This window comes from Paenibacillus sp. LC231, from assembly GCF_001860525.1.
In the GTDB taxonomy this organism is placed as follows: Bacteria; Bacillota; Bacilli; order Paenibacillales; family Paenibacillaceae; genus Paenibacillus_AQ.
The window spans coordinates 265,355-291,360 of record NZ_JFOM01000058.1 but is presented as its reverse complement, the minus strand read 5'-3'; the positions used below and the strand labels follow the sequence as shown (position 1 = coordinate 291,360).

Below are 26,006 nucleotides of genomic sequence, written 5' to 3'. Positions count from 1 at the left end.
TTACGCGGCAGGATCTTTTTTTTATGATAGGAAAAGGGAGTCTCAGACTGGATAAAGATGGTATACTGGCGAGTAAAAGGACCACCTGCACCTACTCTGCGAATGGAGGAAGTTTTATGAAAAAAGAGAGACACATCCGCTTGGCCTCTCATTCGGACGCATCCGTCCTGGTCCGGTTAAACTGGGAGTTTAATGAAGTGTTAATGCCGCTGGAGGAAGCTGAACATCGCTTAAAACAATCGGGTGAAATTGTGGCCATAGCCTATTTAGGCGATGACCCTGTTGGATTTGCCTGTGCTCAGTCCTTCCAATCCTTCTGTTACCGGGAGCTTGTTGGCGAGATAACGGAAATGTACATTCAGGAGCGGGCAAGAAGACAGGGGCTGGCAGGAATGCTGCTCGTTTTTCTGGAGGATCAATTGATTGCACGTGGGGTGAAGACCATTAAGGTGCTTACGGGTCATGATAATCACCAAGCCATCGGAGTTTATGAGAAATTAGGTTATAAGCGGGAGGATGAAGTGCTTCTGGAGAAAGAGCTTGGGTAATATGCTGCGTGTGTGTAACCTGCTAACCAATGGATATTTCACTTATGGGTACGGGATGGAGTGAGCCTGATGTTATGTGATAAAGACCAATACGTTGAAGAATTGCTCATTCTGAAGACAATAGCGGAAAATTTGAACCAGAGCAACGATATGAAGCAAATGCTGCAAACGACACTCGAAAAATTGCTGGATTTAACCCATCTTGAGACAGGATGGCTTTTTCTGATCGGGGATCAATCACATTATGATCAAATAGCCGATGTCAACCTTCCGCCTGCTTTATCACGGGATAACAAAAAACCGATGCGATGCGGAGACTGCCTATGCCTGCGCTTGTATTGGGCAGGAAATTTAAATGAACCGGTTACGATTATTGAATGTGAACGACTGCATAATGCCAAAAAGGAGTGCTGGGGAGAAACTCGCAATCTGACCCATCATGCTACGATTCCCCTCACGGTTCAAGGTAAACGGCTGGGGCTGCTGAATGTGGGTTCGCCGGGTAAAGAGCATTTTAGCGAGGGAGAACTTGCGTTGCTACAATCCGTTGCCTATCAGATTGGAACGGCGGTCGAGCGAACAAAACTGTCGGAGCAAAGGGAGAAACAGGCGGTGGACAGCATAGCCCGTTTCATCGTCGATTATTATGCCAAGGCAAGCAAAGTAACCAGATATCTATGGAAAATTAACGATATGAAGAGAATGCTTGTGGCGATTGTGGAGGAGCTTGCTGATGCATTTGGCTGGCCGACTGTTGCCATGATTACGTCTGACGATGACAACTTGTATCTTCGTACGGTCCGTCAGAATGAAGTGACGCATCGCTGCAAGGAGCTGGTACGAAAGGCTGCCCATAAGACCGCACGAAAGTCAGGAATCGTGCAACGGGCATATGAGGATCAAAACGTAGTGGTGCAAAAAGGCCTGGTCCGGGTGCTTCCCGGCGTTCAGCCCCATACGTATACGGCGGCGATACCATTAAAACATCTTGAGCGTATTTTTCAAACCTATGAGACGATGGGGGTGCTCTTTATTGGCCGTGAGAGTGAGCCCTTCTCTGAGCTGGAGGTTGAAATCTTAGAGGTGCTGGCGGAGCATATATCATTGGCCATTGAAAAGATATGTTTATATTACGAGTGGCAGGATTTATTGTTGGTTGAAGAGAGGAACCGTTTGGCACGGGATCTACATGATTCCGTCAATCAAAAGCTGTTCTCTCTTTCACTGCTTGCCCAAGGCGTGCGTGAGACGACCTTACATGAGAATCCGCATACGGCGGAGGCCATACACGATATTGGACAGCTCGCCCAGGAAACGCTCACTGAAATGCGCACGTTAATTTGGCAGCTGCGACCTTCCGGTGAGGCCAAAGGGATATTGGCCTCGCTGAAGGACTATGCCGAGAAACTTGGCATACAGCTGACGTTTATCATGAAGGAAATTCCTGTTTTGACGAACCGGGTGGAAGAGTCCTTGTATCGAATTGGGCAGGAGGCATTGAACAATATCAGCAAACACGCGGGTACGAACCGGGCCTGGATCCGAATGGAACAGGACAGCTCCACTCTATATATGAAAATATCGGATCAAGGCCGAGGATTCAACCCGGGATCGCCCGAACTCTGTCCGCATTCACTTGGGCTTACCAGCATGAGGGAGAGGGCTTCAGAAATACAAGGAACCTTAAGTATTAGCAGCGAGGAAGGCACAGGGACGATGGTGACCGTAATGGTTCCGTTTTTATCCAAGAAAGAGGTTTGAACTTATGAAGATTAAAGTGCTAATTGTTGATGATCATCTCGTTGTATTAAGGGGGTTGCGTTATTTTCTGCAGACACAGCCCATGATCGAAATCGTAGATCAAGCTCTTAACGGGCTAGAGGCTCTGGATAAGGTAGAGAAGCTGCAGCCTGATGTGGTCCTGATGGATCTGAAGATGCCGGAGATGGACGGAGTCGAAGCCACGAAGCGAATCACAAACAAGTTTCCACATACGAAAGTTATCATTCTTACCAGTTTTGCCGATCGGGATTCGGTTCTGCCGGCGATTAAAGCGGGAGCTATTGGATATCAACTGAAGGACATCGAGCCTAAAGTGCTGGTCGAAACCATCATCGCTGCTGTAAACGGAAATCGCATGCTTCATCCTCAGGTAACGAATCAATTAATTGCCCATGTGGCGACAGATACCGAGCCTGTTAAAGGCATCGACATTCTGACTATTCGTGAGCAGCATGTACTTGAACAGATTACGCTTGGCAGGAGTAACAAAGAAATCGCCGCAGAACTACATATTACCGAGAAAACGGTAAAGACGCATATCACGCATATTCTGGGAAAAATGGAGGTGCAGGATCGCACCCAGGCGGCCTTGTACGCGATAAGGAACCATTGGTTCGACACATAACCTTCAGACTATGGTCGTAGTGACAGGTCTTATCTTCGGGTAAGGCCTTTTTTGTATGGCCGATTTAGACCAGGGCTGGACGTAACCGGCCTGGAATTGCGTTTAAATGGAACTACAGGGAAACAGAAGTACACCGTCAATGGCTAAAAAGGAGGAATAAACAATGACCATATTAGTTACAGGTGCGACAGGAAAAGTTGGTCGACAGGTTGTGAATGAGCTGCTTAAGACTGGACATCGCGTCAAAGCGCTCAGCCGCTATCCGGCATCAGCCACATTACCTGCTGGCGTGGAAGTGGTTGCCGGTGATCTGAGTAAGCCCGACACGCTGGTTCCAGCATTACGGGGTGTAACCGGCCTCCATTTAATCACGACAGGAGCAGGCTACGTCCCGCTTACGACAGGGGAGGAGATTATCCGAATCGCGGAGGCTGCCGGAGTAAAGCGCGTCAGCGTATTGTGGGACGGAAAGAAAGGGACGGTGGAGGAAGCACTAGAATCGAGTAATCTGGAATGGACACAGCTGCAGCCGGTCGATTACATGTCCAATGTTATGAACTGGAGAGAATCGATACGAACAGAGGGTGTAGTACGCGATATGTTTGGCGATTCGTTAAATGCTTCGATTCATGAGCAGGATATCGGACGAGTGGCTGCAGCGGTCCTGTCGGAGGACGTTCATGTGGGCAAAATTTATCCCCTAACCGGTCCCGAGGCGCTAACGGTTCCTGACAAGGTGCAGATTCTTAGTCACTATATCGGTAAAGCTGTAAAGTTTATTCAGTTAACCGAAGAGCAGGAGCGTAAACGAATGGCCGAACTTGGAGTCGATGAGGGTGTCATCGATTATGTCATCAACTGGTACAAGAATCCACCGATCGAAGCATATACCGTCAATCAAACGGTTGAACAAATCACAGGACGTCCTGCAAGAACGTTTGCCGAGTGGGCGGAAGAGCACGCAAGATACTTCAAATGATAAGAAAAGAATGAAGGAGGAATGATCATGAATGACGAACGAACTTCACGTGCGGGACCGCGGGAGTGGAACGGACTGATGGTGCTTAGTTTGCCCACATTGCTATTAGCCCTTGATTTCACGATGCTGCATTTGGCTCTTCCGCATTTGGCTGCGGATCTTAAGCCGAGCAGCGCGCAGCAGCTGTGGATTCTTGACATATACGGCTTCATGATTGCCGGGTTTCTGATTACAATGGGGACGCTCGGTGATCGGATCGGAAGGAGAAAACTACTTCTAATTGGCGCCTTTGCATTTGGCGCTGCCTCGATCGTGGCCGCGTTCTCCACCAGTGCTGGCATGCTGATTGTCACCCGTGCACTGCTCGGTGTATCCGGCGCTACCTTGATGCCATCTACGCTTGCACTGATCAGTAATATGTTTAAGGATTCAAAGCAAAGGGCGACAGCTATTAGTGTATGGATGGTTTGCTTCTCAAGCGGGGCTGTGATCGGCCCGGCCGTAGGAGGAATACTGCTTGAATATTTTTGGTGGGGCTCAGTATTTCTCCTTAGCGTTCCCGTCATGCTTCTCCTGCTTGTGACGGGGCCGTGGCTCCTGCCTGAATACCGCAATTCTGAATCCAAGAAGCTGGACCCCATTAGCGTTATATTGTCGTTTGGCTCGCTTCTCCCCTTGATTTACGGTCTTAAGGACATGGCCAAGGAAGGCATCAGTTTCCTAGCAGCGCTATTATCGATCATTGGTCTCAGTATCGGCTATTGGTTTGTCAGACGGCAAAAAAGGCTGAAAGATCCGCTGCTCGACTTGGGATTGTTCGCATACCGTGGGTTTAGCTGGTCGCTAATAATGATGCTGATGGGTTCGTTGATCGGTGGGGGATTTGTCTTTCTGTTTACTCAGTATTTGCAGATGGTGGAAGGACTTCCTCCGGTGGAAGCAGGTCTGTGGATGATGCCTTATGCCGCCGGCAGCATTATTGGTATATTGGCAGCGCCGATGTTAGCACGAAGGTTTCCCTCATCACATCTCATCGCCTCCGGTTTATTGATTTCATCAGTCGGTTATCTCATGGTCATATGGACAGATACGTCATGGGGAATGTTAATCCCCATCCTCGGCAGCGTTCTTCTGCTGATGGGAGTGGGTCCTCTTCAAGTCTTAAGCATGGACCTTATTATCGGATCAGCACCGCCAGAGAAAGCGGGAGCAGCATCTTCCTTGTCGGAAACAAGCGGCGAGCTTGGGATGGCGCTTGGTATCGCTGTGATGGGGAGTATAGGTACAGTCATTTATCGCAATCGGATGAATGTTCCTGACGGTATTCCGAATGAAGCGGCAGAATCGGCCAGTGATACATTGGCTGCTGCTATGAATGCAGCGCAACAGCTACCTGCAGCGCTTGCCGATGAGATCCGAATGTTAGCTCAAGCGGCATTTGCATCCGGATTTCAAGTCGTTGGTATTCTGAGCTCCGTTCTATTGATAGGAATCGCAGTAATTTCAATGGCTTCCCTCCGTGATAAAAGCCCTATCAAGGGAAATGAATAACGTTCAAAATCATCAAAGTATATTCAAAAAGCATGATGATCGAGTATTCAGGATCATCATGCTTTCATTATTTGCCGGAGAGTCCCATCGTTTATGAATGCTGAACATCGCTCCGGTATTGACCAGGTGTGAGTCCTGTATTTCGTTTAAACACGGAGTGAAAAGAATGCATGTCCTTATAACCGACCTTCTCGGCAATCGTACTGATTTTGTCCGAGGTGGTGCGCAGCAGCTCGCGGCTCATTCGAATCCGAACGGTTTGCAAATAATGATGCCAGCTCTGGCCTGTATATCGGCGGAACAGCCGCTGCAAGTGGCGCTCGCTGAATCCGCTGATATGTGCAAGCTGCGTCAAAGTGAGCTCATGCATGTACTGCACTTCCACGTATTGAAGGACATCCTGAAAGGAATGGTGCTGCGGCACCGAAGGCATCGTATGTGGATGTTCAATGACACGGCTGAACTCAATGATCAGCTGCAGCAGCAGCGTGTGCAGATAAACGGCAGAACCGCTGCCGTGCATGGCATTTTGTTCATAGAGGGAGCTAAAGAGCCTCTCGAAGCGATCATGTCGGTCCATAATCGCATGGTACCCTAGGGAGCCATCTTCCATGCCTTTCAAAAAGGCAGCCGTATCCGAACCTGTTGTAAAAGCAATCAGTTTGGGCAGCAGCTGTACAGAGAAAATGCAATTATTCACGATGAGCGGCTTCCCGTTTGCAGAAGTGGGCCGGAAAACATGAGATATTCCGAGTGGGATATAGAACATTTGACCTTTGCGTACGCGCTGTACCGAGTTCTCCAGGTGATGAAAACCTTCACCCTCCGCAATATAAGCAATCTCCAGAAAATCATGGTTATGGTATGAGCCTGTAAAATTCTCCGCGTTTCGATTCACATACATCAAGGTGTCATCCTGGAAAAAGGTATCTCCATAATAGGTTTCCATGGGTCGCTTCATCATTATTCTCCTTGTCGTTAATAGGGAAAGAATGTCCGTTATGCCTCATATTGTTGTCCGATATCCCCATAATTCCACGTTCAGGTTCACTTATAATAATAGTGAAACAGGCACGGTTAGGGAAGTGCACATCCCGAGTTGCGGCCTACAATACTTGATTGTGGTAATTACCTTTAATGAAGGTGAACGGAGGAATAGCCTATGTTCAGCGTTACGGATTTACGATGTGAGTATCAGCATAATCCGATAGGAATCGGCGAGAAGCATCCGCGTTTAAGTTGGAAGCTGGTCTCGGACGAAAGGGCATTCAGGCAAACGGCCTATGAGATTGAGGTTTCGAATGATGATCGTTTTGCTGTGCCCTTTTGGACTTCAGGGATAGTAGCTTCTTCGCAATCGGTTCATGTGGAATTATGCGAATGGAGCGTATCGTCTTGTAAGCGCTATATCTATCGAGTCCGCGTCTGGAATCAAGCCGGGGAGGTATCGGAATGGTCGGATGCAGCCTATTGGGAGACGGGTAAACTGCTGGGAGAGAAATGGATAGGGGAATGGATAACGGCACCTAGATCTTTGCTGCCAGCCGAGTCTGCTCATCTACCGCTCCTTCGCAAGAGCTTCAGCTTGAAGTCGCCCATTGCGAAGGCGAGAATATACGCCTCGGCCTTAGGCCTTTATGAACTGGAACTGAACGGGCAGCGGGTGGGAGATTGTTATTTCACACCCGGATGGACGAGTTATGAACATGCGATACAGACGCAAAGTTATGACGTGACGGATATGCTGAACGCTGGCCTAAACGGAATCGGCGCTTGGCTCGGAAATGGATGGTACAGGGGCCAATTGGGATGGGAAGAACGGAGCGCAATCTATGGGGATCGATTAGCCCTTTTGCTGGAGCTGCATATTACGTATGCAGACGGGAGCGAAGAAGTCATTGCAACCGATTCAAGCTGGCGGTCGGCCAAAGGCCCGATCACGATGTCAGAACTCTATCATGGTGAAACCTACGATGCCCGGTTGGAGATGGAAGGCTTCAGCTCAGGAGATTTTAACTCAAATGATTGGCATGGTGTCGAAACGATCGATCACGGGTTTGACATGCTGAAGCCTCAGATTAACGAGCCCGTAAGAGCCATCCAAAAGGTGCAGCCCGTTGAATGTCTGATTACACCCAAAGGTGAAACCGTCATCGATTTCGGACAGAACCTGGTGGGCTGGGTCCGGTTTAGCGTTTCCGGCGCGAAGGGTGCTATCGTGACGCTGCAGCATGCGGAGATACTGGATGCCGAGGGGAACTTTTATACGGAGAACCTCCGGACCGCTAAACAAACCATTCAGTATACGTTAAAAGGTGGAGGACAAGAAACCTATGAGCCACGGTTTACGTTCCAAGGCTTCCGGTATGTCCGCTTAGACGGTTTCACGGTGGAGCAGCTGAACCGTGGGGTTTTCGAAGCAGTTGTGCTCCATTCGGACTTTGAAGAAACCGGAACTTTTCAATGCTCAGATCCCATGGTTAATCAATTGCAGAGCAATATTCGATGGGGGCTCAAGGGGAATTTCCTGGATGTGCCCACGGATTGTCCCCAGCGTGACGAGCGGCTTGGCTGGACGGGAGATGCACAGATGTTTATTGGGACGGCGGCCTATCTAGCGAACGTGGCTCCTTTCTTCACCAAGTGGTTATCCGATCTGGCTGCAGAGCAGCGTGGCGACGGGGCAGTGCCTTTCGTTGTCCCTCATGTGCTTGGCGATGAAGCCTATGCTTCGGCTGCATGGGGAGATGCAGCGGTCATATGCCCGTGGACGGTATATGTCAGTTATGGCGACAAGCGGATATTGGAACGTCAATATGAGAGCATGAAGAGCTGGGTCTCCTATATTCAGGCTCAGGGAGAGAATGAGTATTTGTGGAATACCGGCTTTCATTTTGGGGACTGGCTGGGACTTGATGCGAAATCCGGCGACTATGTGGGTGCTACAGAGCGGGATATCATAGCGTCGGCATTTTATTGTTATTCGGTAGATCTGCTTAGGAAAACGGCGATCGTATTGGGGCAGGAAAAAGATGCCGCCCTGTATACGGAGCTTAAAGAAAAGGTGGTCGCTGCATTTCGCAACGAATTCGTGACCCCGTCAGGAAGGCTAGCGGCTTCGACTCAGACCGCGCATGTGCTTGCGCTCATGTTTGGGCTGCTGGATGAAGAAGCGGAAAAACGAGCAGCGAAACGTCTCTATTCGCTGCTGGAGGAGAGTAGATTTCATCTAACGACAGGCTTTGTGGGAACACCCTATATTAACCATGTATTGAGTCAGCATGGCATGCATGACGCGGCCTATAAGCTGTTGCTGCAGCGGGATTATCCTTCTTGGCTGTACCCGGTTACGAAAGGCGCCACCACGATATGGGAGCATTGGGACGGTATTAAGGAAGATGGCAGCTTCTGGAGCCGGGATATGAATTCATTTAATCATTATGCTTACGGAGCCATTGGCGAGTGGCTGTATCGTACGGTTGCCGGCATACAAACCGTGGAGGAAGCGCCGGGTTATAAGCATATCGTGATTGCGCCCGTGCCGGGCGAAGGATTGACATGGGCTGAAGGCGTGATCGATACGCTGTACGGATCCGTCCGGTCAAGTTGGAGATTGGAAAGTCGTGGAGAGTTTCAATTAGAGGTAACCATCCCGCCTAATACAACAGCGGAGATCCGACTGCCAGGCGTTTTTAATGCTTCAAGCGTTACAGAAGGAGAGGCGATACCTCTAGACGAAGCGAGAGGGATTCAATCTGCACGTGATGGTGAAGCGGGTGTTGTGATTCAAGCGGGCTCAGGAGAGTATACGTTCAGATATGTTTATTCCGATCATGCTGTGCAGTCATGAATAGAAACAGGAAGCGTAAAGTTCCTTACCGCGATGGATCGCGGTAAGGAACTTTTTTTCTCTTCACATAGTCACATTTATGGGCGAATGCACATACAAATACAAAGTGATCTTAAGGAAGCGAGGGGAACTCTGTGGCAGTCATCAAAGCGAATTCGAATGATGTGGATCTTCTGGCAAGATTGATCCGCGCAGAGGCAGAAGGCGAAGGTGAGCAGGGCATGCTCATGGTCGGGAATGTCGGGGTGAACCGGATATTGGGCAACTGCCTGGATTTTCGAAACATCCGCAACATGAACGATATGGTTTTTCAGAGCCCGGGTGGTTTTGAAGCAACACAGAAAGGCTATTTTTATCAACGAGCCAGGGATCGGGACCGTCAGCTTGCCCGAAGATTGATTAATGGGGAACGCATATGGCCGGCTAGCAACGCGCTGTGGTTTTTCCGCCCGGCAGGAGATTGCCCGGCAACCTGGTACAATCAGCAGAACACAGGCCGATTCAAAGCACACTGTTTCTTCACCCCGACATATGCCGATTGCCCGTCCGTTTTTTGATTCATGTTATACAACCGCTTAGGCGGGAGTTATAAATTAAAGGAGGAAATTACTTATGTACAATCAAGGTGTGCCACCTGTGAACTTCATGAATGGAGTCCGTTATCCGGGAGTGCCGAACCGCGGGACGGCTGGTTATACGGCGAACGTTCCACCGCAGGTGCCTAGCGGAAGCCCAATGACTCCAGGAGGCACCGTTGTTCCCGCCCCGCAATTCGAACAATCCTATGTAGAGAATATTCTACGACTGAATCTGGGCAAACAGGGAACCTTCTACATGACATATGAAAACAATTCGCAATGGAATGCCAAGGTGTTCACAGGTGTGGTCGAAGCTGCTGGACGCGATCATATCATTATCAGCGAACGGTCGACAGGCCGCCGTATCATCCTGCTGATGGTAAACCTGGATTATGTCGTGTTCGACGAGCCGCTTCATTATCAATATCCAGGTGTTATCGGCAATCCGCCACCAACGGCTAGATAATCGATCCGATTGCATAAAAAACCCTCGTTTACTCAGGCGTAAACGAGGGTTATTTCTTTATGTTATACTTTGAAATATTCAATGTCATGCGATTTATTCCATCCAACGCGTGCGGATTCATCGTATTCTATTAACATTTTGAATGTTTATTCATAGAATATATCAATTCATTGAAAAACGAGTGCTAACGGCTGAGAATCAAATTAAAGCTTATAACAACGCTGATTAATGTCATAAGACAACGTTTGACTGTGTATCGTAGTACTATATAATTAATTATATAGCTTGATTAAGTCGGAATAAGACAAGGAGATGAGACCATTGGGAAGTTGATGCGTAGTCCGAACACGCTGTTATGCTTGATGGCACCACACATTTTTAATAACCGAAGGAGGTGTTCCTATTCGTCATAGCATGCTGTATGGCGGATAGGAGATCGATTGAGTGACCCCTTACCGAGCTTGATAAGTTTAACCTTGGTATTGATTCTCGTCCTGTTAAATGGATTTTTTGTATCGGCAGAATTAGCTTTCGTTAAAGTGAAAAGCAGCCGTATTGACGCTCTGGTCGAAGAAGGACATAGACGTGCAAAATTTGCGCAGAACATACTGAAGAACCTGGACGGATATATATCCGCATGCCAGTTTGGTATTACCATCGTGTCCATTGGACTCGGATGGATTGGCGAAAGAACGATATCCGCCATGATTACGCCTTGGTTTCATGGCATAGGCTGGAGCAATACAGCCGTTCATGTCGTGTCCTTGGTAATTGCCTTCATCCTGATTGCACTTATGCACATTGTATTTGGTGCATTGGCGCCCAAGACGGTGGCTGTTCGTAAGGCGGAACAAATTGCGCTGCTATCAGCAGGCCCACTGCGGGTGTTTTACACGATGATGTTCCCGTTTATCTGGTTTGCCAATGGGCTCTCCAATAATGTTCTCCGTCTATTCCAGATGCAACCGGTGGTTGAACGGAATGTTCATACCGAGGAAGAACTGCGGGATATGATGAAAGAGAGCAGTGAGAGTGGCCTGATGGATAGCACGGATATGGTGTTGGTAGATAACATTTTTGAATTTGCTGATACGACAGCAAGGGAGATCATGATCCCAAGAACAGAAATGATCTGCTTATACAACAATCTTTCATTGGAAGAAAATCTAAAGATCGCAAGCGAGGGGATGCGAACCCGTTATCCGATTTGTGACGAAGACAAGGATCATATCATTGGCTTTATTCACATTAAAGATCTGATGCGCGGCTTCGTTCGCGACCAGCTTTCCTTGATTCGCCCGATCATTGCTGTTCCTGAGTCGATCAAGATCAGCGATCTGCTGCGAAGAATGCAGCGGAGCAAGACGCAAATTGCCATTCTAATTGATGAATACGGCGGGACTTCAGGACTCGTAACCCTGGAGGACATCATGGAAGAAATCGTCGGTGAAATTCAAGATGAGTTTGACGAAGAGCGTCCGGGCATTGAAAAGGTGGGGGAGGATGAATACTCCATTGATGGATTGATGCTGATCGATGAAATTAATGACCAATTTGGTCTGAACGTGGATACAGAAGACTATGATACGATCGGTGGATGGCTGTCCTCGCGTCTTGAGGTGCTGCTCCCACACAAAGGTCAATCTGTCATGTATGAGGATTATCGCTTTGTGATTGAGGAGACCGAGAATAAACGGATCTCGCGGATTCGTCTGATCAGGCAGCAGCAGCAGCTGATTCAGGAAGAAGCAGGTGCGTAAACTGGAAATTAGAAGAAGCCTCGACATAATATGTCGAGGCTTCTTTTTATTTGCAGAAAAGTTTCAAAAAATATATCAATCCATGAAGAATTAGATACTTTTGTTCTGTCACTGCGTGTTAAAATATGGATGTTCCTATTACATTGAAAGAAAGGTGATATGATGTCAAAAGTACGCAGTCCTAAACGTATAGCTTCAGCGGTTGCAGTCAGTGTTCTATTAAGCTTATCTCTGGCAGGAGGGGCTTACGCGGATTCGGCTACAGACATTGCACCCGGTGCGTTAACGACTCCGCCTCCGGTGGAAATGAACCTGAATTCTTCTCTCAACACGTTAGCCAATAAATATTTGATGGATTATTTTTCTTCGATAGGGAAAGTAAGCAGTACTCAAGTAGGGATTAGCGCCACTACCAGTGCTTCTCAAGCTGTAGATTCTCTGGGAATCAATTATGTTCTTCAACGCTGGACGGGCTCCGCTTGGGTTGATTCGGGAGCTTCATACGATAACGGAACAAGTAGGGCCTCTCTGAGCGGAAGCAAAACTTTTAGTGTGCAGACGGGTTATTATTATCGGGCCAAGACGATTCACTGGGTCAAAGAAAGCGGTACATATGAAGAAGGAACTTATCACACGAGCTCGATATTGGTGGCACAATAATACGAATATGGATTTATGAAGGGAGTGCCTCGCAAGATCCTAGATCTTGCAGGGCACCCTCTTTTTTTGCGTAGAAAGACGCTCCGTACAGGAATCGTTTCACCCATTGCTGGCCCGTCATCTGCTGATCTGTGTGGCAGCCATGGAACAAAAAGGTCGAAGACCAGCCCTTAAGCCTGTCTTCAACCATTTTATTGGGAACAACCTGTTCTTTTTTAGATCATCTAAAAAATCATTGTATGCTGTTTGCAATTTTTATGAATTCTTCTTCTGTGAAGAAGCCGCTAATGGATACAATCACTTGATCATTATCGTATAAGAAGCGAAGGTTAGTCTCGGTTAAATAGGCTTTTGCTCCGGATTCAAGAATAATCGTCTTCTTAATATCCCCATTGAGATTGATCATTTTACCAAGTGTCATCCCGATAAGATCAATATGGAAAAACTTTTCTTCCGAATTTTTATAATGAAGATGAAGCTCTTCAAAAGCCGGATTTTCATCCGTTATTAATGCTGTAGCCTCATAGAATTTGTAATCTTCCGGAAGATAATTGATTTTTGGTATTTTAAATGGTGCGCGTTTTTGCGATTCTGTCAGAGATTCATCCTTATCTGTGAAAGTAATATATTCGGTTTCCACTAATTGAGCTGGCGGTACATACCCTTCGGGCTCTATTCCCTGCTCCGGTGGGGGAGCCGTTAATGCCTTGCTCTTATCAACAGGCTCTCGCATACCGAAAATTTGGGTCACCACACCATTTCCCCAATCCTTGATCTCCTGATAAACCGGTGTTACCGCTTGAGTTACAGTGGAAGGAGAGAATATCAATGCACCAAAGGCCATCGATGCTGCGATGACTCCGGCTAACTGAAAATTGCGTCGACGCTGTTTCTTTTTGTGTACCTGTTTGATTTGCTGCTGAACCTGCTGCCAGGATTGTCGTTTGGATTCAATGTCAGTAGGGAGTGAGGAACGTGAAGCTGCACGATCAAAGGCTTCGTCAAACGCCTCATCAAACCAATCATCGTATTTTTCGTTGCTCATCCAATTCACCCCACTCTCTATACAGCATTTTCTTTACGGATTCTCTGGCTCGGAACAAGCGCTGCTTCACGATCTCTTCGCGAGTATTCAGCAGCTCCGCGATTTCCTTGTACGTCAGACTATGCTTCCAACGGTACTCAATCAATAGCTTGTATTCAGGCTTCAATTGGTCGAGATAATGCTCGATGGATTCCTCCAGCATATTTGACTCCACCTGATGTTCGACGTTCGTGGAAGAAACTACCACGTCGTCTTCATTAATAAAAACACTCTCGACATCCACTTGGTTACGGTATTTTTTATTTTTTCTTAAATAATTCATGGTTGAGTTTTTGGCGACGACACGGAGCCATCCCCGCATCTTGCTTTCGGTTTCAAAATTCGGCTTACTTGTAATCACTTTTATAAAGGACTCCTGAATGATATCCTCAACAGCAGCATGATCCCGTACGACATACAGTATCTGTCCATAAACGAGGTCATAAAATTCATAATAGACTTCTTCCTGAATAGGTTCGCTCAGATCAGCGAAATCTGCTGCAAGGAGGAGCTGTAATCGGTTGGACACGCGATAATCCCCTCTCTGGTGTAACCATCCTATTTCTCTCATCATTTTACAACATATCGGGTGAAAAAGCCCTATTAATTCTAATAACAGCCGACTCTAAAGACTGTTCCCGGGAACGGGTAGATTCTTATGAAGTCATGTGGTTGAAGCACATTAGCGTATGAGTTTACATGGCAATCTTAGATACGCGTCCATCTCTTCATCATATGCTCGGGATTCTATCGGTATTAATCGAAATAGGGTTGAAGTTGCATCGGGAAGGGAAGGGGCTAGAAGGTCCATTATGAAAAAAACAGAGCAGCCTCTGATTAAAAGACTGCTCTGTTGCATATTTTCGATCTTATTATCGGATGTGCTTATCCAGCAGATAACGAAATTGTAGCGGTTTAGGCCCAATTGCCATCGATGAATACAGGCTCCTCCGTGCCATCATGAGTGATTCCGGTAATATTAAGCTCTTTGGAGCCCATCATGAAGTCAACGTGGGTAATGCTGGTGTTCAGACCGCTAGCTTGAAGCTGTTCGGACGTCATGGTCTTGCCGCCCTCAAGGTTAAAGGCATACGCGCTGCCGATGGCCAGGTGACAGGAGGCATTTTCGTCAAACAGTGTGTTGTAATACAAAATACCGCTTTCCGAGATCGGGGAGCGATAAGGAACAAGGGCAACCTCGCCAAGATAATGCGAGCCTTCATCCATGGAGATCAGGCGGGTTAAGGTATCTTCGCCTTGTTCCGCGGAGAAATCGACGATGCGGCCATTTTCGAACGTGATCGAGAAATTGTCGATGATGTTGCCGCCGTAGCTCAAAGGCTTCGTGCTGCGTACGGTGCCGTTCACACCGGTTTTGAGCGGAGCGGTGAACACTTCCTCCGTCGGAATGTTGGCAACGAAACGCTCGCCCTTCTCGTTGTGACTGCCCGCTTGGGCCCAGATATGTCCCTCCGGAAGCTCGATCGTAAGATCCGTCCCTGGTGAAGTGAAGCGGAGCTTATGATATTTCTTGGCATTGAGCTCATCCGATTTGTGCTGGAGGGTCGTGATATGCTCTTCCCATGCACCAATGGGATCATCGAGATCCGCGCGGACCGCGTGGAATATCGCATCCCACATTTTATCCACCTGCTGCTCGGCCGGAACGTCAGGGAACACCTTGGCAGCCCAATCAGGGGAAGCATAGGCAATTCCGGTCCAGCTCATTTTATCGGCTTGCTGATATTGCCGGTATTTCGCCATAGCGGCGCCATATGTACGCTGATAATTGGAAATACGCTCCGGATCAACGCCTTTAAGCAGATCAGGGTTCGAGGAGAGAATGGTCAAGAAAGCAGCCCCTTGCTCGGCAAGCTCGGTTACTTCCTCCGCATAATGTGTCGGCGGCTCCAGAAAAGCTTCGTCTGGTGCCAGATCGTACCTTATCCGGTTCACAACCTCATCACTATAGTTCACCTTTACTTGCTTGGCACCCGTTTCATAAGCTTTCTTCACGATAAGACGCACCAACGGTGCAGCATCGATCATCGCGTTAACGACGAGCGTTTGTCCCGGCTGCACATTAGCACCCACCTTGACTGCAAGCTCCGCGTAGCGTTCCATTTTTTGTTCAAAGCTGGACATGAGAGCCCCTCCAATTCCTTTATGCTATCAATAAGTAATTTGATGCGCTTTCTTGATTATGACACAATTTTTCCGTTTGTAAATCAACCTCGGGTCAATTAAAGGCCGGAAAAGTTCAAGAAAGCAGCTACTTCATATGAAATAGCTGCTTTATGCTGTCCCGTTTCTTAAAATGCCCAGTTTCCTTTCAGGAATACCGGTTCTTCCTTGCCATCCGCCGTCACTCCGTAAATATCCATGTCGCCGGAGCCGATCATGAAATCAACATGGGTTACACTCGTATTGAGACCGCTTTGAATCAATTGCTCCTGATTCATATCTTTTCCGCCTTCCAAGCAGAAAGCATAAGCGCTGCCGAGTGCAAGGTGGTTGGAGGCATTCTCATCAAACAACGTATTGTAATACAGGATGTTGGACTCCGAGATCGGGGATTGATGCGGCACCAGCGCCACTTCTCCAAGATAACGGGCACCTTCATCCATGTTCAGGAGACGCTCAAGGGTTTCATAACCTTGCTCTGCCGTGAAGCTGACCACTTTACCTTCTTCAAAAGTAAGGGAGAAATTGTTCACGATGTTTCCGGCATAACTCAAAGGCTTCGTACTGTGTACGGTTCCGTTGACGCCTGTTTTGAGCGGAGCGGTAAATACCTCTTCTGTTGGCATGTTAGCCACAAAGGAATGTCCGCGTTCGTTGATGCTGTCGCCTTGCGCCCAAATATGCCCTTCCGGCAGCTCGATGGTAAGATCGGTTCCCGGTGCGATATAGTGGAGTTTCTTGTATTTCTTAGCGTTCAATACGGTGGATTTCGCTTCAAGCACTTCGAGGTGCTTGTTCCAGGCTTCAACCGGGTTATCCTGATCCACACGCACGGTGTGGAAGATGGCATCCCACAATTTGCCGACTTGTTCGGATTCCGGCACATCCGGGAACACCTTGGCTGCCCAAGCTGCTGAAGGCACAGCGATCAGACACCAGCTAAACTTGTCGGACTGCTGATAAGCGCGATAGGTCTTCAATGCTTCACCGCGCGCTTTATAGAAGTTTCCGATACGCTCGGAATCAATGCCGCTGAGCAGGTCGGGATTTTCGGCAAGCACGTGCAGAATGGCTGCGCCGTTCTCCACCAATTCCGTCATTTCGCCGGCATACCATTTCGGCGCCTCGGTAAAGACGTCATCCGCAGCTTTTTCGAATTGAAGTCTTGTTATCGTTTCGTCGGTCCACAGGATCTTAACCAGGCGGGCACCCGCTTCGTATGCCTTTTTGGCAATCAAGCGAGTAAATTCGGCGGAATCCACAGGAGCATGAACCACTAAGGTTTGTCCTTCTTGTATGTTAACTCCAACCTTTACAGCCAACTCGGCATATTTGTCCAAGTATGTATTGAAATCGGACATTTGGTACCCTCCAATGCAATTTAATTTACCAACCCATATTATACTAGATCAAGGCGTATAAGAAAAACAATAATCAGCTGCCACGAAAAGTGATATACTGAGTCTTGTGAGTGCTTTACAACGTAAAGAAGGAGCGTGAAAACGTGTCAGAAGTCCGAATCGAGCGTGCGGATATGAAGCGGGATGATAGCGATCAGTTCGTAGGATATACCGTATTTTCTATAGATGGACATGCATCAGCCTACGAGATCACTTTCCTGAGCAAGAATGGCCGGGACTGGGACTATAGCTTGAACTTCGCTGGCGAGCCTGGAATCGAGGAGCAGTTTCTTCAGATTGACGAGCGGATTGAAGCCGACAACGAATTGTTTGATGACTTGCTGGATGCTGCCATCGATGCCAGTGAGTTCGGTGAATAAGAGACAATTTTAGAAATATATTCCAATGAAACAAACCGTACGCCTCCCATGGAAGGGGGAAGTGTACGGTTTGTTTAAGATTGTATAAGCTTTCAGGTAAGCTGAGCACATTCGATAATCGCAAGAAATGTTCCGACAGGGGAGGAGTACAATTAACCAATCGTAATCCGGCCTTCCGGATGGCGGTACAGTTCTTTATTATTCTTGCGGCTAAGCGCATAAGCAAGGGTTAGCGGACCTAACCGGCCAAGGAACATGAGCAAGGCAATGGTCACCTTGCCAACCCCGGACAGCTCGGTTGTAAGTCCCATGGATAACCCGGCTGTACCGAACGCGGATACGGCTTCGAACAGAATTCTTAAGAATTCGCCAGATTCCGTAATGGACAGAAACATGGAAGCTCCCACCAATAGCAGCAACGAAAGAATCGTTAGTGTAATGGAACGGTAAACCAGTGCTTGGGAGATTCGATTGCGATAGAGAACAACATCCCGTTTTCCCTGGATCATCGTAACGACGGCACCGATGAGTACGGCGAAAGTAGTCACTTTAATTCCGCCTCCCGTTGATCCGGGAGCTGCCCCGATAAACATCAGGAGAATCATGAAGAACTGGGAGGATTGCTCCAGACTCGCGATATCCAAGGTGCTGACGCCACCGGAACGGGGAGTGATCGATTGGAATAAGGAAGCCATGATTTTTACAGGGTATGAAAGCGGCCCTAATGTTTTGGGATTGCCATGCTCCAGAATAAAGATCATGACAGCCCCAATTACGATTAATAGTGACGTTACGGTTAATACAACCTTGGAGTGAAGAGACAGTTTCTTGCATTTCGGATATTCAATAAGATCAAAAATGACGATAAAGCCGACTCCTCCAAGGAAGATCAAAAGCATGAGAATAATATTGACAAAAGGATCCGCTACATAGGTTGCAAATCCTGAGAAGGGTCCGTGAATTTGGCCAAAGAGGTCAAAGCCTGCATTGTTGAAAATGGAAATACTCTGGAATATGCCGAAGTAAGCCGCATCGGAAAGCGGCATGATGGCAGAGAACCTGAGCGTCAGCAATAATGCGCCTGCCCCTTCTATGATCAGCGTATAGACGAGCACTCTTCGGATGAGGTCTACAATCCCTTGAATTTGGTATTGTCCCATTGCTTCCTGAAGGATCATGCGCTCCCGAAGCGAGATTCTGCGGTTGAACATCAATGCAATCCAGGTGGCTGAGGTCATAAAGCCCAATCCGCCAAGCTGAACGAGCATGAGCATGACAATTTGTCCAAATATGGACCAATGGGTACCTGTATCCACAACGGTTAAACCCGTTACACTGATGGCGGAAACCGCTGTGAAGAGAGCATCTACGATTGGGGTAGAAGTTCCGTCCGCCGTAGCAATGGGAAGTTTGAGCAGGAACGTCCCAATCAGTGTAATCGAAGCAAAGCCGATTGCCAGAAATTTGGGAGGGGTCATTTGGTTGCGAAGGTCTTTCTTTTTCATGCCAATTATCCTTTTCCGAAAGTTTAATTTTGAAATCATTCTCTAATATAACACGAAAGGTGAATCATTTAACCATCATGAATTCGAACCGAGCACCGATCCCTGTATTTATCCCTCTGTTTATCGGCATCATCGCTATTTCTTTTTCCTCCATATTCGTCAAATGGTCTACCAGTCCCGTATCCATTCAAGCGATGTACAGACTGGTGATTACGTTCCTGATCATGCTGCCCTTCGCGGGCAAATATGCGCCGGCTATCAAATCGTTGAAGCGTTCTGAACTGCTGCTGCTTCTTCTGTCCGGTTCGATGCTGGCCCTGCACTTTTTGTTATGGATGGGCTCCTTGAAGTGGACGAGTGTAGCCAGCTCCACGATTATCCTTGCTCTTCAGCCGGTGTTTGTGATGATAGGCGCTTACTTCTGGTTTAAGGAGAAAACATCGCTGGCGGCAATCGGCGGCATGGCGATCGCTTTCCTCGGTGTATTCCTTCTCATTGGGAGCAGCGGGCTCAGTGGGAGCAAGGGGCATTTGACTGGTGATATCATGTCTCTGCTGGGGACGGCTGCGGTCGCCGTGCATATGCTGCTGGGTCAATTGCTGCTGCGGCGTCTGCCTTCATTCTTATACAGCTGGCTTGTCTTTGCAGTAGCGGCGTCCGTATTGGCGGTGTATAACATGGGAATGAACATTCCGATGACGGGGTATTCCGGACGAGAGTGGGGAATATTTGCTTTATTGGCTGTCGTGCCAACGGTATTCGGCCATCTATTATTCAATTGGCTGATGAAGTATGCCACAGCCTCCACCGTATCGATGAGCGTTCTTGGAGAGCCGGTTGGAGCGAGTTTACTGGCTTTTCTCCTGCTGAATGAGTCGATGAACTCCCTGCAGGCGGCAGGGGGGGCGCTCGTGCTGTTAGGGCTGGTATTATTCTTGAAAGTCGGGAAATCGAAAAAGCAGCCTGTAGACCTTCAACCCGAAGCGCTGGGGTGAACTTCGCTTTATTTTTGCTTTACCGGAGTAGTTCTGGTTGAAATGGCGCACACTGAACCTAAAAAAGTCAAATCCTTACAAAAATGGATATCGACTCTAGAAGGGGTTTCGAGCGTGAAAGCAGTCACTTATCAAGGCAGACATCGGATCCAAGTAAAGGATATGAAGGACGCCGTTCTACAGCACAGCGACGATGTCCTGATTCGAGTCACCACCACGGCCATCTGCGGATCGGATTTGCATTTATACAACGGAGGATTAAAACAGCTGAACGATGATTACATTATCGGCCATGAGCCGATGGGAATCGTGGTGGACGCAGGTCCTGAAGTAAGCAGGGTCAAAGTGGGAGACCGTGTGATCATTCCTTTTATTGTATCTTGCGGAAAATGCCTGTTTTGTCAGAATCACATGGAGAGCCAATGCGATTATGCGAATGAGGGCAAGAATACCGGCGGTTTTTTTGGATATAGTGACGCGTACGGCGGTTTTCAAGGTGCGCAAGCAGAGCTTTTGCGGGTTCCTTACGGAAATTCCATGCCCTTTGTTATACCTGAGAGCGCCGAGATGGAAGATGAGAAGCTGCTCATGCTCTCCGATGCGCTGCCCACAGCCATCTGGAGCGTGGAGAACGGAGGGGTTAAACCAGGCGATGTCGTGGTTGTTCTGGGCTGTGGTCCCATTGGACTGCTAACGCAAAAGTTTGCCTGGTTAAAGGGCGCGAAGCGGGTGATTGCGATCGATCATGTGGATTACAGGCTCGCGCATGCGAAACGAACCAATCACGTGGAGATTTACAATTTTGAGAAGATCCCCGAAATGGAGAGTTATATCCGAGAGATCACCAAAGGAGGCGCAGATGTTGTCATTGATTGTGTTGGTCTGGATGCCAAACGGACCCCTGCTGAAATGCTGGGCAGCATGCTGAAGCTGCAGGGAGGCTCCTTGGGTGCTTTCCGCATGGCTGTGTCTATGGTTCGCAAATATGGGACCATCCAGCTAACTGGCGTATACGGGCTTGTTTATAATGCCTTTCCGCTTGGAGAACTGTTCGAACGCAACATAACGTTAAAAATGGGGCTGGCACCGGTCATTCATTACATGCCGCGCCTTTATCAAATGTTGAAAGAAGGAACTGTGGACCCTTCGGATATCATCACACACCGGCTTCCGATGGAGAAGGCTGCCCATGGCTACGATATCTTCAATGAGCGGAAGGATGGCTGTATCAAAGTCATCTTAAAGCCTTAAGCAGCTAAATAAACTGAATGAAAAAGCGTTCCTGGCGAATGAGCAGCATTCCTGGGGCGCTTTTTTTGATGAGAAAATGGTGTAACAGCGTTGACAAGGCAGCAGGAAGAATTCATAGTAATTAAAAAATAGAATTGTAGAGTGAGAGAGGAATCGAACACAGATGAGCATCAAGACAGAACGGCTCCCCGCTAGTATGGAGGGGAACCAGGGAAACACCTATCTTCAAGGCTTCAAAGATTGTATTCCAACCCTCCTGGGCTACCTAAGCATCGGCTTTGCGGCAGGTGTTGTCCAGCGCACCGCAGGTTTCACCCTGCTCGAAATCGCGCTCATTTCGCTGCTGCTCTATGCGGGCTCCGGGCAATTTATTGCGGCAGGGATGATAGCGGCTGCTAGCCCGATCCTATCGATCATAGTTACGATATTTTTCGTGAATGCGAGGCATCTGCTGTTAAGCGCAGCGCTTGCTCCTTACTTTAAAGGTCTTTCTTCGGGCAAAAGCTTCTTCATCGGTTCCCTGTTAACCGACGAGACATTTGGTGTAGCGGCAGCCAAGGCCACCGAGCAGAAAAAACTCGGCTATAAATGGATGGTCGGCCTGAATATTACGGCGTATCTGTTCTGGTGCGCAGCCAATGTAGCAGGCGGTTTAGTCGGGGAGTGGATTCCCGAGCCGGAGAAGTTTGGCCTTGATTTTGCATTGCCGGGGATGTTTATCGGATTGCTTGCTCTGCAATGGATCAGCCGCAAGAAGTATAAACTGGATTTCATGGTGGTTATGATTGCCGCCGTTTCCGTGGTAGCTGTCAGTACAATTATGCCGGGAAGCGCGGCGGTCATAGTCGCGATTGTGGTTGCGGCTACTGCAGGGATGGTGATCGAACGATGGAAATAAGATGGCCTATCGCAATATTGATTATCGGTTGTGCTGTCGTAACCCTCATTCCAAGGGTTCTGCCGCTTATGATTCTGAGCAAGCTCCGCATTCCCGAGACGATGATCCGGTGGTTAGATCATGTCCCGATTGCCGTCATGGGAGCACTGCTAGCTCAGGAGCTGCTGTTATCGGATGGACGTGTAGATCCAGGGGGGCATTCACTAGAATTGATTGCAGCCGTGCCCGCTTTCCTAACCGCTTTTCTCACAAAAAGCCTGTTTGCCACCGTCATTGTCGGGATCCTGACTTTGGTGGGGCTCCGCTTGTTTTTCTAATTTAATATCGCATGGTTTCAGAAGCTGTTCTCCCAGCTGACAAGCGGGAGGACAGCTTGTTTTATGTGGTCGACAGCCCTCCCGGCATGCTGGACCATGTACTGTGTGTGCAGTGAGGGGGGCGCACGATGTACAAGAAGCTGTTCCTAACGTTCATCCTATAAAAGCCGTCTGCCTGTTATTTGGTCAAATGTCAGGGGACAGGGGTCCCTTTCGGAATGCGAGTGCACTGCATATGGTGTACTAACCCATGATATGTATTGAGATCATATATCAAGTTAGGCAGAAGGAGGAGACAGGGGATGATGCCGACGGTTACGATAGTCATACCTTTCTATAACTGCCAGTATATACAGCAAGCATTGGAAAGTGCGGTACAACAAACGTACCCTGCCGTAGAAATCATTGTCGTAGATGATGGGTCAACTCAATATTCACATCTGATCGCACCCTACATGAACAGAGTCTACTATATGGGCAAGAGTAACGGCGGAACGGCCAGCGCCTTGAATCATGGCATTTTGCATGCTTCCGGTGATTATATTGCCTGGCTCAGTTCGGATGATCGTTATGTCCCCCAAAAGATTGAGCGGCAGATGTCGTATATGCTGAGCAGCGGACTCGATGTCACGTATACCGGTTTTTGCGTCATTGATGAGCACAACCGGGTGACAACGCCGCACGAAGGGATTCCCATGGCGTCTCATGCAGATTTGGCCCGTCAGCTCACGTATTCCAATCCGATTAACGGCTGCACGGTCATTATGAAGAAAGACTGGCTTCACCGGGTAGGTCTATTTAATCCACAGCTTCCCTACACTCATGATTTCGATCTTTGGATCCGTCTGTTAATGAGCGGAGCTTCTTTTGGATTCATACCGGATATGCTTACGATGTATCGGGTACATTCCCAGATGGGTACGGTCCGTCATCAAGCGAGAATTCTTCCAGAATATGAGATGGTGAAAAACAATTACCGCCATGTACTTGAGCATTTGGCTCAGCTTGGCCGATAATGGGGGATACCATGAAAATACTACTGGCAACCCATTGGCTACTCCCTCATGTTGGCGGAGTATATAACTTCATGCAGGAGCTCAAGAAACGTCTTGAACAGCTGGGTCATGAAGTTGATCTGCTCGGAAACAGTCCGGATTACAAGAAAATCCATATTGTCAACCAAAGGAAGGAACTAGCCAAAGAAGTTTTGCTGCCCATGCTGGAGGCAAAGCTTGATCCGCAGACGGCTCCTGGTTTGAATCAGCATAGTGCGATACGCTTTTATGAGCTAGAGCGTTACTGCATGGAGCTGGCGGCAGCCTATTTCGGGCTGGAGCAATACGATATCATTCATACACAGGATAGTTTTTCGACACGCTCTTTAAGTAGGGTAAAGCCCAAGCGCACGCCACTCGTATCGCATATCCACGGCTCTGTCGCACGTGAGATGAAGGACATATTTCGAAATAATCCTGCACAAGGCGTTAATGAAGGAAGTCCCGCCTGGCGTTATTTTCCAGCCATTGAGTATCATGCGGCCTTGTCCTCTGATTTAACGATTACGGCTAATCAATGGTCCAAGAATGTTCTTATGAGCGATTGCGGGGTACCTGATTATCGGATAACGGTGTTTCAATATGGTCTGGACGCTGAAGCGTTTCAGGCAAAATATAGAGCGGGATCGTCACATCGGCGACCACCTGGGAAAAAGGTCATTATCTGTCCGGCCAGATTGGTGTTCGTGAAGGGGATTCATGTGCTGCTTGAATCCCTTGCTATTCTCAAGCGGATGCGAAACGACTGGGTGTGCTGGATTGTAGGGGATGGCGCCATGCGAGGGCAACTGGAAGAGCAGGCCATAAGGACGGGTCTGCAGCATGAGGTGTTATTCCTTGGACAGCATGACAACGTTCCGGGGCTGCTCAGCCAATCGGATATCTTTGTCCATACTTGCATTCAAGATAACCAGCCGTACTCGGTTATGGAAGCCCAAATGGCAGGCCTCCCGAGCGTCGTATCGACCGCAGGGGGATTGCCCGAAATGGTAACTCACGGTTTCACGGGATTGTTAGCCCCTGTAGGAGATCCGGGAAGCACGGCCGAGCACCTCAATTTGCTGCTCCGAGATGAGGATTATCGAAAATTTCTGGGTGATAACGCCAAGACGTTCGCCTATAAGCATTGGTCCATGGATCTTATGATCGAACGTATGCTGAACATATACTACGGCGCCATCGCCCAGAAATCATCCCAGTAAAAAGGAGTGAGTAGCTTATGAATCAGCAAGCCTTTAACGTAATGAGTGATTTGTACAACAGGATTTTTGTCAATCAAAGATCCACTCCGGAAATATTGGTCGATTATGTTATTTGGAACCGAATATTTCAGTCGCTTCCGAAAGATTACAAGCTCCCGGATGAACCGGTAAACTATGTTTAAGAACCTATGTCAAATGGCAGACCAAGTTTTAATATTGGTCTGCCATTGTCGTATTGAGAAGGGAACATGTGATGATTCGATCCGAATCTCGTGTTATGAAGTTAGATCAAATACATGCCCTGGAACAGAAAACTCCAGCGAAAGCGGTTGCTGAACCAGATATCGACATTCGGCATTTTTACAGCGCAAACGTGCTCTAAGTTCCAATCCAACATTTCTATTTCCTGGACAGGTTCATGATTGACGGCGAGCACATGGAAAGGTCCGTAGCATAGTTGTTTCAAAGAATCTACCAATTCCTTAATATCCTCGCGGCTGGAATCGGTTCGGATAAAGAGAATGCGGCCCCCGCTTCCCAACGTCTGCAGAAATCTGGCAATTCTACGATCATATTTAACCTTAACATCCGGATACCCCAGCAGATCGGGAGGGAAATTGTTATGCACATAAAAATCATGGTTAAGATAGAGGTCGTATTCTTGATCCCAGATATTATACAGCTCTTCACTAGCCTGATTAACCATGAGTAAGTTGGAATACACCAGCATGCCTTCAAACCGATTGCGAAGCATTCTTGATATTTGAGGCAGCACCGGAGTACCCATCCAATCGATAGGTCCGGCAAATCTGCGCAAACCGTGTTCTCTTAGCTCAATACCCGGCAAACAGTTGTTTCCCAAACTGAATATCGCATGGTAGGGGCCTTTGATATCTTGGAGGCTCAACATCCCTTGTCACCGATCCTTTCTTTAGA

Annotated in this window: 25 protein-coding genes; 18 read left to right on the top strand and 7 right to left on the bottom strand. The window is 48.1% G+C overall.

Annotation, left to right across the window (positions count from 1 at the left end):
- The first annotated feature begins 116 nt into the window (after window positions 1-116).
- The 5 genes from AK95_RS33210 (at window position 117) to AK95_RS33190 (ending at window position 5,485) form a co-directional block, all read left to right on the top strand.
- Window positions 117-548: a GNAT family N-acetyltransferase gene (locus AK95_RS33210; RefSeq protein ID WP_071224365.1), complete on the top strand. Its 432-nt coding sequence runs from the start codon at window positions 117-119 to the stop codon at window positions 546-548.
- Between the two features lie 69 nt (window positions 549-617).
- Complete coding sequence (locus AK95_RS33205; protein ID WP_071224364.1) at window positions 618-2,309, top strand: GAF domain-containing sensor histidine kinase; 1,692 nt, start codon at window positions 618-620, stop codon at window positions 2,307-2,309.
- Between the two features lie 4 nt (window positions 2,310-2,313).
- Window positions 2,314-2,955, top strand: coding sequence for a response regulator (locus AK95_RS33200; protein ID WP_071224363.1), 642 nt, complete (start codon window positions 2,314-2,316; stop codon window positions 2,953-2,955).
- A gap of 163 nt (window positions 2,956-3,118) precedes the next feature.
- Window positions 3,119-3,934: an NmrA family NAD(P)-binding protein gene (locus AK95_RS33195; RefSeq protein WP_071224362.1), complete on the top strand. Its 816-nt coding sequence runs from the start codon at window positions 3,119-3,121 to the stop codon at window positions 3,932-3,934.
- A 27-nt stretch (window positions 3,935-3,961) separates the two neighbouring features.
- Window positions 3,962-5,485 carry an MFS transporter gene (locus tag AK95_RS33190; protein WP_162487687.1) on the top strand — a complete coding sequence of 508 codons (1,524 nt, stop codon included), beginning with the start codon at window positions 3,962-3,964 and terminating at the stop codon, window positions 5,483-5,485.
- A 91-nt stretch (window positions 5,486-5,576) separates the two neighbouring features.
- On the opposite strand, the gene AK95_RS33185 is transcribed toward AK95_RS33190, so the two are convergent.
- The gene (locus tag AK95_RS33185; protein ID WP_071224360.1) at window positions 5,577-6,446 is read right to left on the bottom strand and encodes an AraC family transcriptional regulator; all 870 of its coding nucleotides are present in this window, start codon (window positions 6,444-6,446) and stop codon (window positions 5,577-5,579) included.
- A 201-nt stretch (window positions 6,447-6,647) separates the two neighbouring features.
- Here AK95_RS33185 and AK95_RS33180 point away from each other — a divergent pair, with 201 nt between their 5' ends.
- From AK95_RS33180 to AK95_RS33160, 5 genes are all read left to right on the top strand, one after another.
- The gene (locus AK95_RS33180; RefSeq protein ID WP_071224359.1) at window positions 6,648-9,335 is read left to right on the top strand and encodes a glycoside hydrolase family 78 protein; all 2,688 of its coding nucleotides are present in this window, start codon (window positions 6,648-6,650) and stop codon (window positions 9,333-9,335) included.
- A gap of 134 nt (window positions 9,336-9,469) precedes the next feature.
- Window positions 9,470-9,892, top strand: coding sequence for a cell wall hydrolase (locus AK95_RS33175; protein ID WP_071224358.1), 423 nt, complete (start codon window positions 9,470-9,472; stop codon window positions 9,890-9,892).
- 88 nt (window positions 9,893-9,980) lie between these two features.
- Window positions 9,981-10,379, top strand: a complete 399-nt coding sequence (gene gerQ, locus AK95_RS33170) for a spore coat protein GerQ (protein WP_397376706.1) — start codon at window positions 9,981-9,983, stop codon at window positions 10,377-10,379.
- Window positions 10,380-10,819: 440 nt separating this feature from the next.
- A complete protein-coding gene (locus tag AK95_RS33165) occupies window positions 10,820-12,139 on the top strand; it encodes a hemolysin family protein (RefSeq protein WP_071224356.1) in 1,320 nt (439 codons plus the stop codon).
- Window positions 12,140-12,298: 159 nt separating this feature from the next.
- Window positions 12,299-12,799: a hypothetical protein gene (locus AK95_RS33160; protein WP_235613281.1), complete on the top strand. Its 501-nt coding sequence runs from the start codon at window positions 12,299-12,301 to the stop codon at window positions 12,797-12,799.
- A 232-nt stretch (window positions 12,800-13,031) separates the two neighbouring features.
- On the opposite strand, the gene AK95_RS33155 is transcribed toward AK95_RS33160, so the two are convergent.
- From AK95_RS33155 to AK95_RS33140, 4 genes are all read right to left on the bottom strand, one after another.
- On the bottom strand, window positions 13,032-13,844 hold the full coding sequence (locus AK95_RS33155) for a DUF4367 domain-containing protein (protein WP_071224354.1): 813 nt from the start codon (window positions 13,842-13,844) through the stop codon (window positions 13,032-13,034).
- Complete coding sequence (locus tag AK95_RS33150) at window positions 13,822-14,412, bottom strand: RNA polymerase sigma factor (RefSeq protein ID WP_071224353.1); 591 nt, start codon at window positions 14,410-14,412, stop codon at window positions 13,822-13,824. The genes AK95_RS33155 and AK95_RS33150 overlap by 23 nt, the downstream gene beginning before the upstream one ends.
- 386 nt (window positions 14,413-14,798) lie before the next feature.
- Entirely contained in the window at window positions 14,799-16,028 is a 1,230-nt protein-coding gene (locus AK95_RS33145; RefSeq protein WP_071224352.1) for an aminopeptidase, read from the bottom strand.
- Window positions 16,029-16,195: 167 nt separating this feature from the next.
- Window positions 16,196-17,428: an aminopeptidase gene (locus AK95_RS33140; protein WP_071224351.1), complete on the bottom strand. Its 1,233-nt coding sequence runs from the start codon at window positions 17,426-17,428 to the stop codon at window positions 16,196-16,198.
- Between the two features lie 143 nt (window positions 17,429-17,571).
- Between AK95_RS33140 and AK95_RS33135 the strand changes: the two genes are divergently transcribed.
- Complete coding sequence (locus AK95_RS33135) at window positions 17,572-17,847, top strand: hypothetical protein (protein WP_071224350.1); 276 nt, start codon at window positions 17,572-17,574, stop codon at window positions 17,845-17,847.
- 152 nt (window positions 17,848-17,999) lie between these two features.
- Here the strand turns inward: AK95_RS33135 and AK95_RS33130 are convergent, their stop codons facing one another.
- A complete protein-coding gene (locus tag AK95_RS33130) occupies window positions 18,000-19,352 on the bottom strand; it encodes a TrkH family potassium uptake protein (protein ID WP_071224349.1) in 1,353 nt (450 codons plus the stop codon).
- A 77-nt stretch (window positions 19,353-19,429) separates the two neighbouring features.
- Here AK95_RS33130 and AK95_RS33125 point away from each other — a divergent pair, with 77 nt between their 5' ends.
- The 7 genes from AK95_RS33125 (at window position 19,430) to AK95_RS34675 (ending at window position 25,252) form a co-directional block, all read left to right on the top strand.
- Complete coding sequence (locus AK95_RS33125; RefSeq protein ID WP_071224348.1) at window positions 19,430-20,347, top strand: DMT family transporter; 918 nt, start codon at window positions 19,430-19,432, stop codon at window positions 20,345-20,347.
- A gap of 114 nt (window positions 20,348-20,461) precedes the next feature.
- On the top strand, window positions 20,462-21,598 hold the full coding sequence (locus AK95_RS33120) for a zinc-dependent alcohol dehydrogenase (protein ID WP_071224347.1): 1,137 nt from the start codon (window positions 20,462-20,464) through the stop codon (window positions 21,596-21,598).
- A 163-nt stretch (window positions 21,599-21,761) separates the two neighbouring features.
- Window positions 21,762-22,496, top strand: coding sequence for an AzlC family ABC transporter permease (locus AK95_RS33115; RefSeq protein ID WP_071224346.1), 735 nt, complete (start codon window positions 21,762-21,764; stop codon window positions 22,494-22,496).
- Entirely contained in the window at window positions 22,487-22,813 is a 327-nt protein-coding gene (locus AK95_RS33110; protein ID WP_071224345.1) for an AzlD domain-containing protein, read from the top strand. Before AK95_RS33115 ends, AK95_RS33110 begins: the two co-directional genes overlap by 10 nt.
- Window positions 22,814-23,115: 302 nt before the next feature.
- Window positions 23,116-23,829, top strand: a complete 714-nt coding sequence (locus AK95_RS33105; protein ID WP_071224344.1) for a glycosyltransferase — start codon at window positions 23,116-23,118, stop codon at window positions 23,827-23,829.
- A gap of 11 nt (window positions 23,830-23,840) precedes the next feature.
- Complete coding sequence (locus AK95_RS33100) at window positions 23,841-25,070, top strand: glycosyltransferase family 4 protein (protein ID WP_071224343.1); 1,230 nt, start codon at window positions 23,841-23,843, stop codon at window positions 25,068-25,070.
- 17 nt (window positions 25,071-25,087) lie between these two features.
- On the top strand, window positions 25,088-25,252 hold the full coding sequence (locus AK95_RS34675; RefSeq protein ID WP_201259465.1) for a hypothetical protein: 165 nt from the start codon (window positions 25,088-25,090) through the stop codon (window positions 25,250-25,252).
- Between the two features lie 101 nt (window positions 25,253-25,353).
- Here the strand turns inward: AK95_RS34675 and AK95_RS33095 are convergent, their stop codons facing one another.
- Complete coding sequence (locus tag AK95_RS33095) at window positions 25,354-25,980, bottom strand: DUF1796 family putative cysteine peptidase (RefSeq protein ID WP_071224342.1); 627 nt, start codon at window positions 25,978-25,980, stop codon at window positions 25,354-25,356.
- Between the last annotated feature and the right edge of the window lie 26 nt (window positions 25,981-26,006).

Excerpts from the sequence above, each read along its gene's own strand:
- AK95_RS33105 (WP_071224344.1), top strand. The coding sequence starts at position 23,116 with ATGATGCCGACGGTTACGATAGTCATACCTTTCTATAACTGCCAGTAT.
- AK95_RS33205 (WP_071224364.1), top strand. The coding sequence starts at position 618 with ATGTTATGTGATAAAGACCAATACGTTGAAGAATTGCTCATTCTGAAG.
- AK95_RS33115 (WP_071224346.1), top strand. The coding sequence starts at position 21,762 with ATGAGCATCAAGACAGAACGGCTCCCCGCTAGTATGGAGGGGAACCAG.
- gerQ (WP_397376706.1), top strand. The coding sequence starts at position 9,981 with ATGAATGGAGTCCGTTATCCGGGAGTGCCGAACCGCGGGACGGCTGGT.
- AK95_RS33095 (WP_071224342.1), bottom strand. The coding sequence starts at position 25,980 with ATGTTGAGCCTCCAAGATATCAAAGGCCCCTACCATGCGATATTCAGT.
- AK95_RS33125 (WP_071224348.1), top strand. The coding sequence starts at position 19,430 with ATGAATTCGAACCGAGCACCGATCCCTGTATTTATCCCTCTGTTTATC.
- AK95_RS33155 (WP_071224354.1), bottom strand. The coding sequence starts at position 13,844 with ATGAGCAACGAAAAATACGATGATTGGTTTGATGAGGCGTTTGACGAA.
- AK95_RS33200 (WP_071224363.1), top strand. The coding sequence starts at position 2,314 with ATGAAGATTAAAGTGCTAATTGTTGATGATCATCTCGTTGTATTAAGG.
- AK95_RS34675 (WP_201259465.1), top strand. The coding sequence starts at position 25,088 with ATGAATCAGCAAGCCTTTAACGTAATGAGTGATTTGTACAACAGGATT.
- AK95_RS33180 (WP_071224359.1), top strand. The coding sequence starts at position 6,648 with ATGTTCAGCGTTACGGATTTACGATGTGAGTATCAGCATAATCCGATA.
- AK95_RS33145 (WP_071224352.1), bottom strand. The coding sequence starts at position 16,028 with ATGTCCAGCTTTGAACAAAAAATGGAACGCTACGCGGAGCTTGCAGTC.
- AK95_RS33185 (WP_071224360.1), bottom strand. The coding sequence starts at position 6,446 with ATGAAGCGACCCATGGAAACCTATTATGGAGATACCTTTTTCCAGGAT.
- AK95_RS33195 (WP_071224362.1), top strand. The coding sequence starts at position 3,119 with ATGACCATATTAGTTACAGGTGCGACAGGAAAAGTTGGTCGACAGGTT.
- AK95_RS33210 (WP_071224365.1), top strand. The coding sequence starts at position 117 with ATGAAAAAAGAGAGACACATCCGCTTGGCCTCTCATTCGGACGCATCC.
- AK95_RS33110 (WP_071224345.1), top strand. The coding sequence starts at position 22,487 with ATGGAAATAAGATGGCCTATCGCAATATTGATTATCGGTTGTGCTGTC.
- AK95_RS33160 (WP_235613281.1), top strand. The coding sequence starts at position 12,299 with ATGATGTCAAAAGTACGCAGTCCTAAACGTATAGCTTCAGCGGTTGCA.
- AK95_RS33190 (WP_162487687.1), top strand. The coding sequence starts at position 3,962 with ATGAATGACGAACGAACTTCACGTGCGGGACCGCGGGAGTGGAACGGA.
- AK95_RS33130 (WP_071224349.1), bottom strand. The coding sequence starts at position 19,352 with ATGAAAAAGAAAGACCTTCGCAACCAAATGACCCCTCCCAAATTTCTG.
- AK95_RS33100 (WP_071224343.1), top strand. The coding sequence starts at position 23,841 with ATGAAAATACTACTGGCAACCCATTGGCTACTCCCTCATGTTGGCGGA.
- AK95_RS33140 (WP_071224351.1), bottom strand. The coding sequence starts at position 17,428 with ATGTCCGATTTCAATACATACTTGGACAAATATGCCGAGTTGGCTGTA.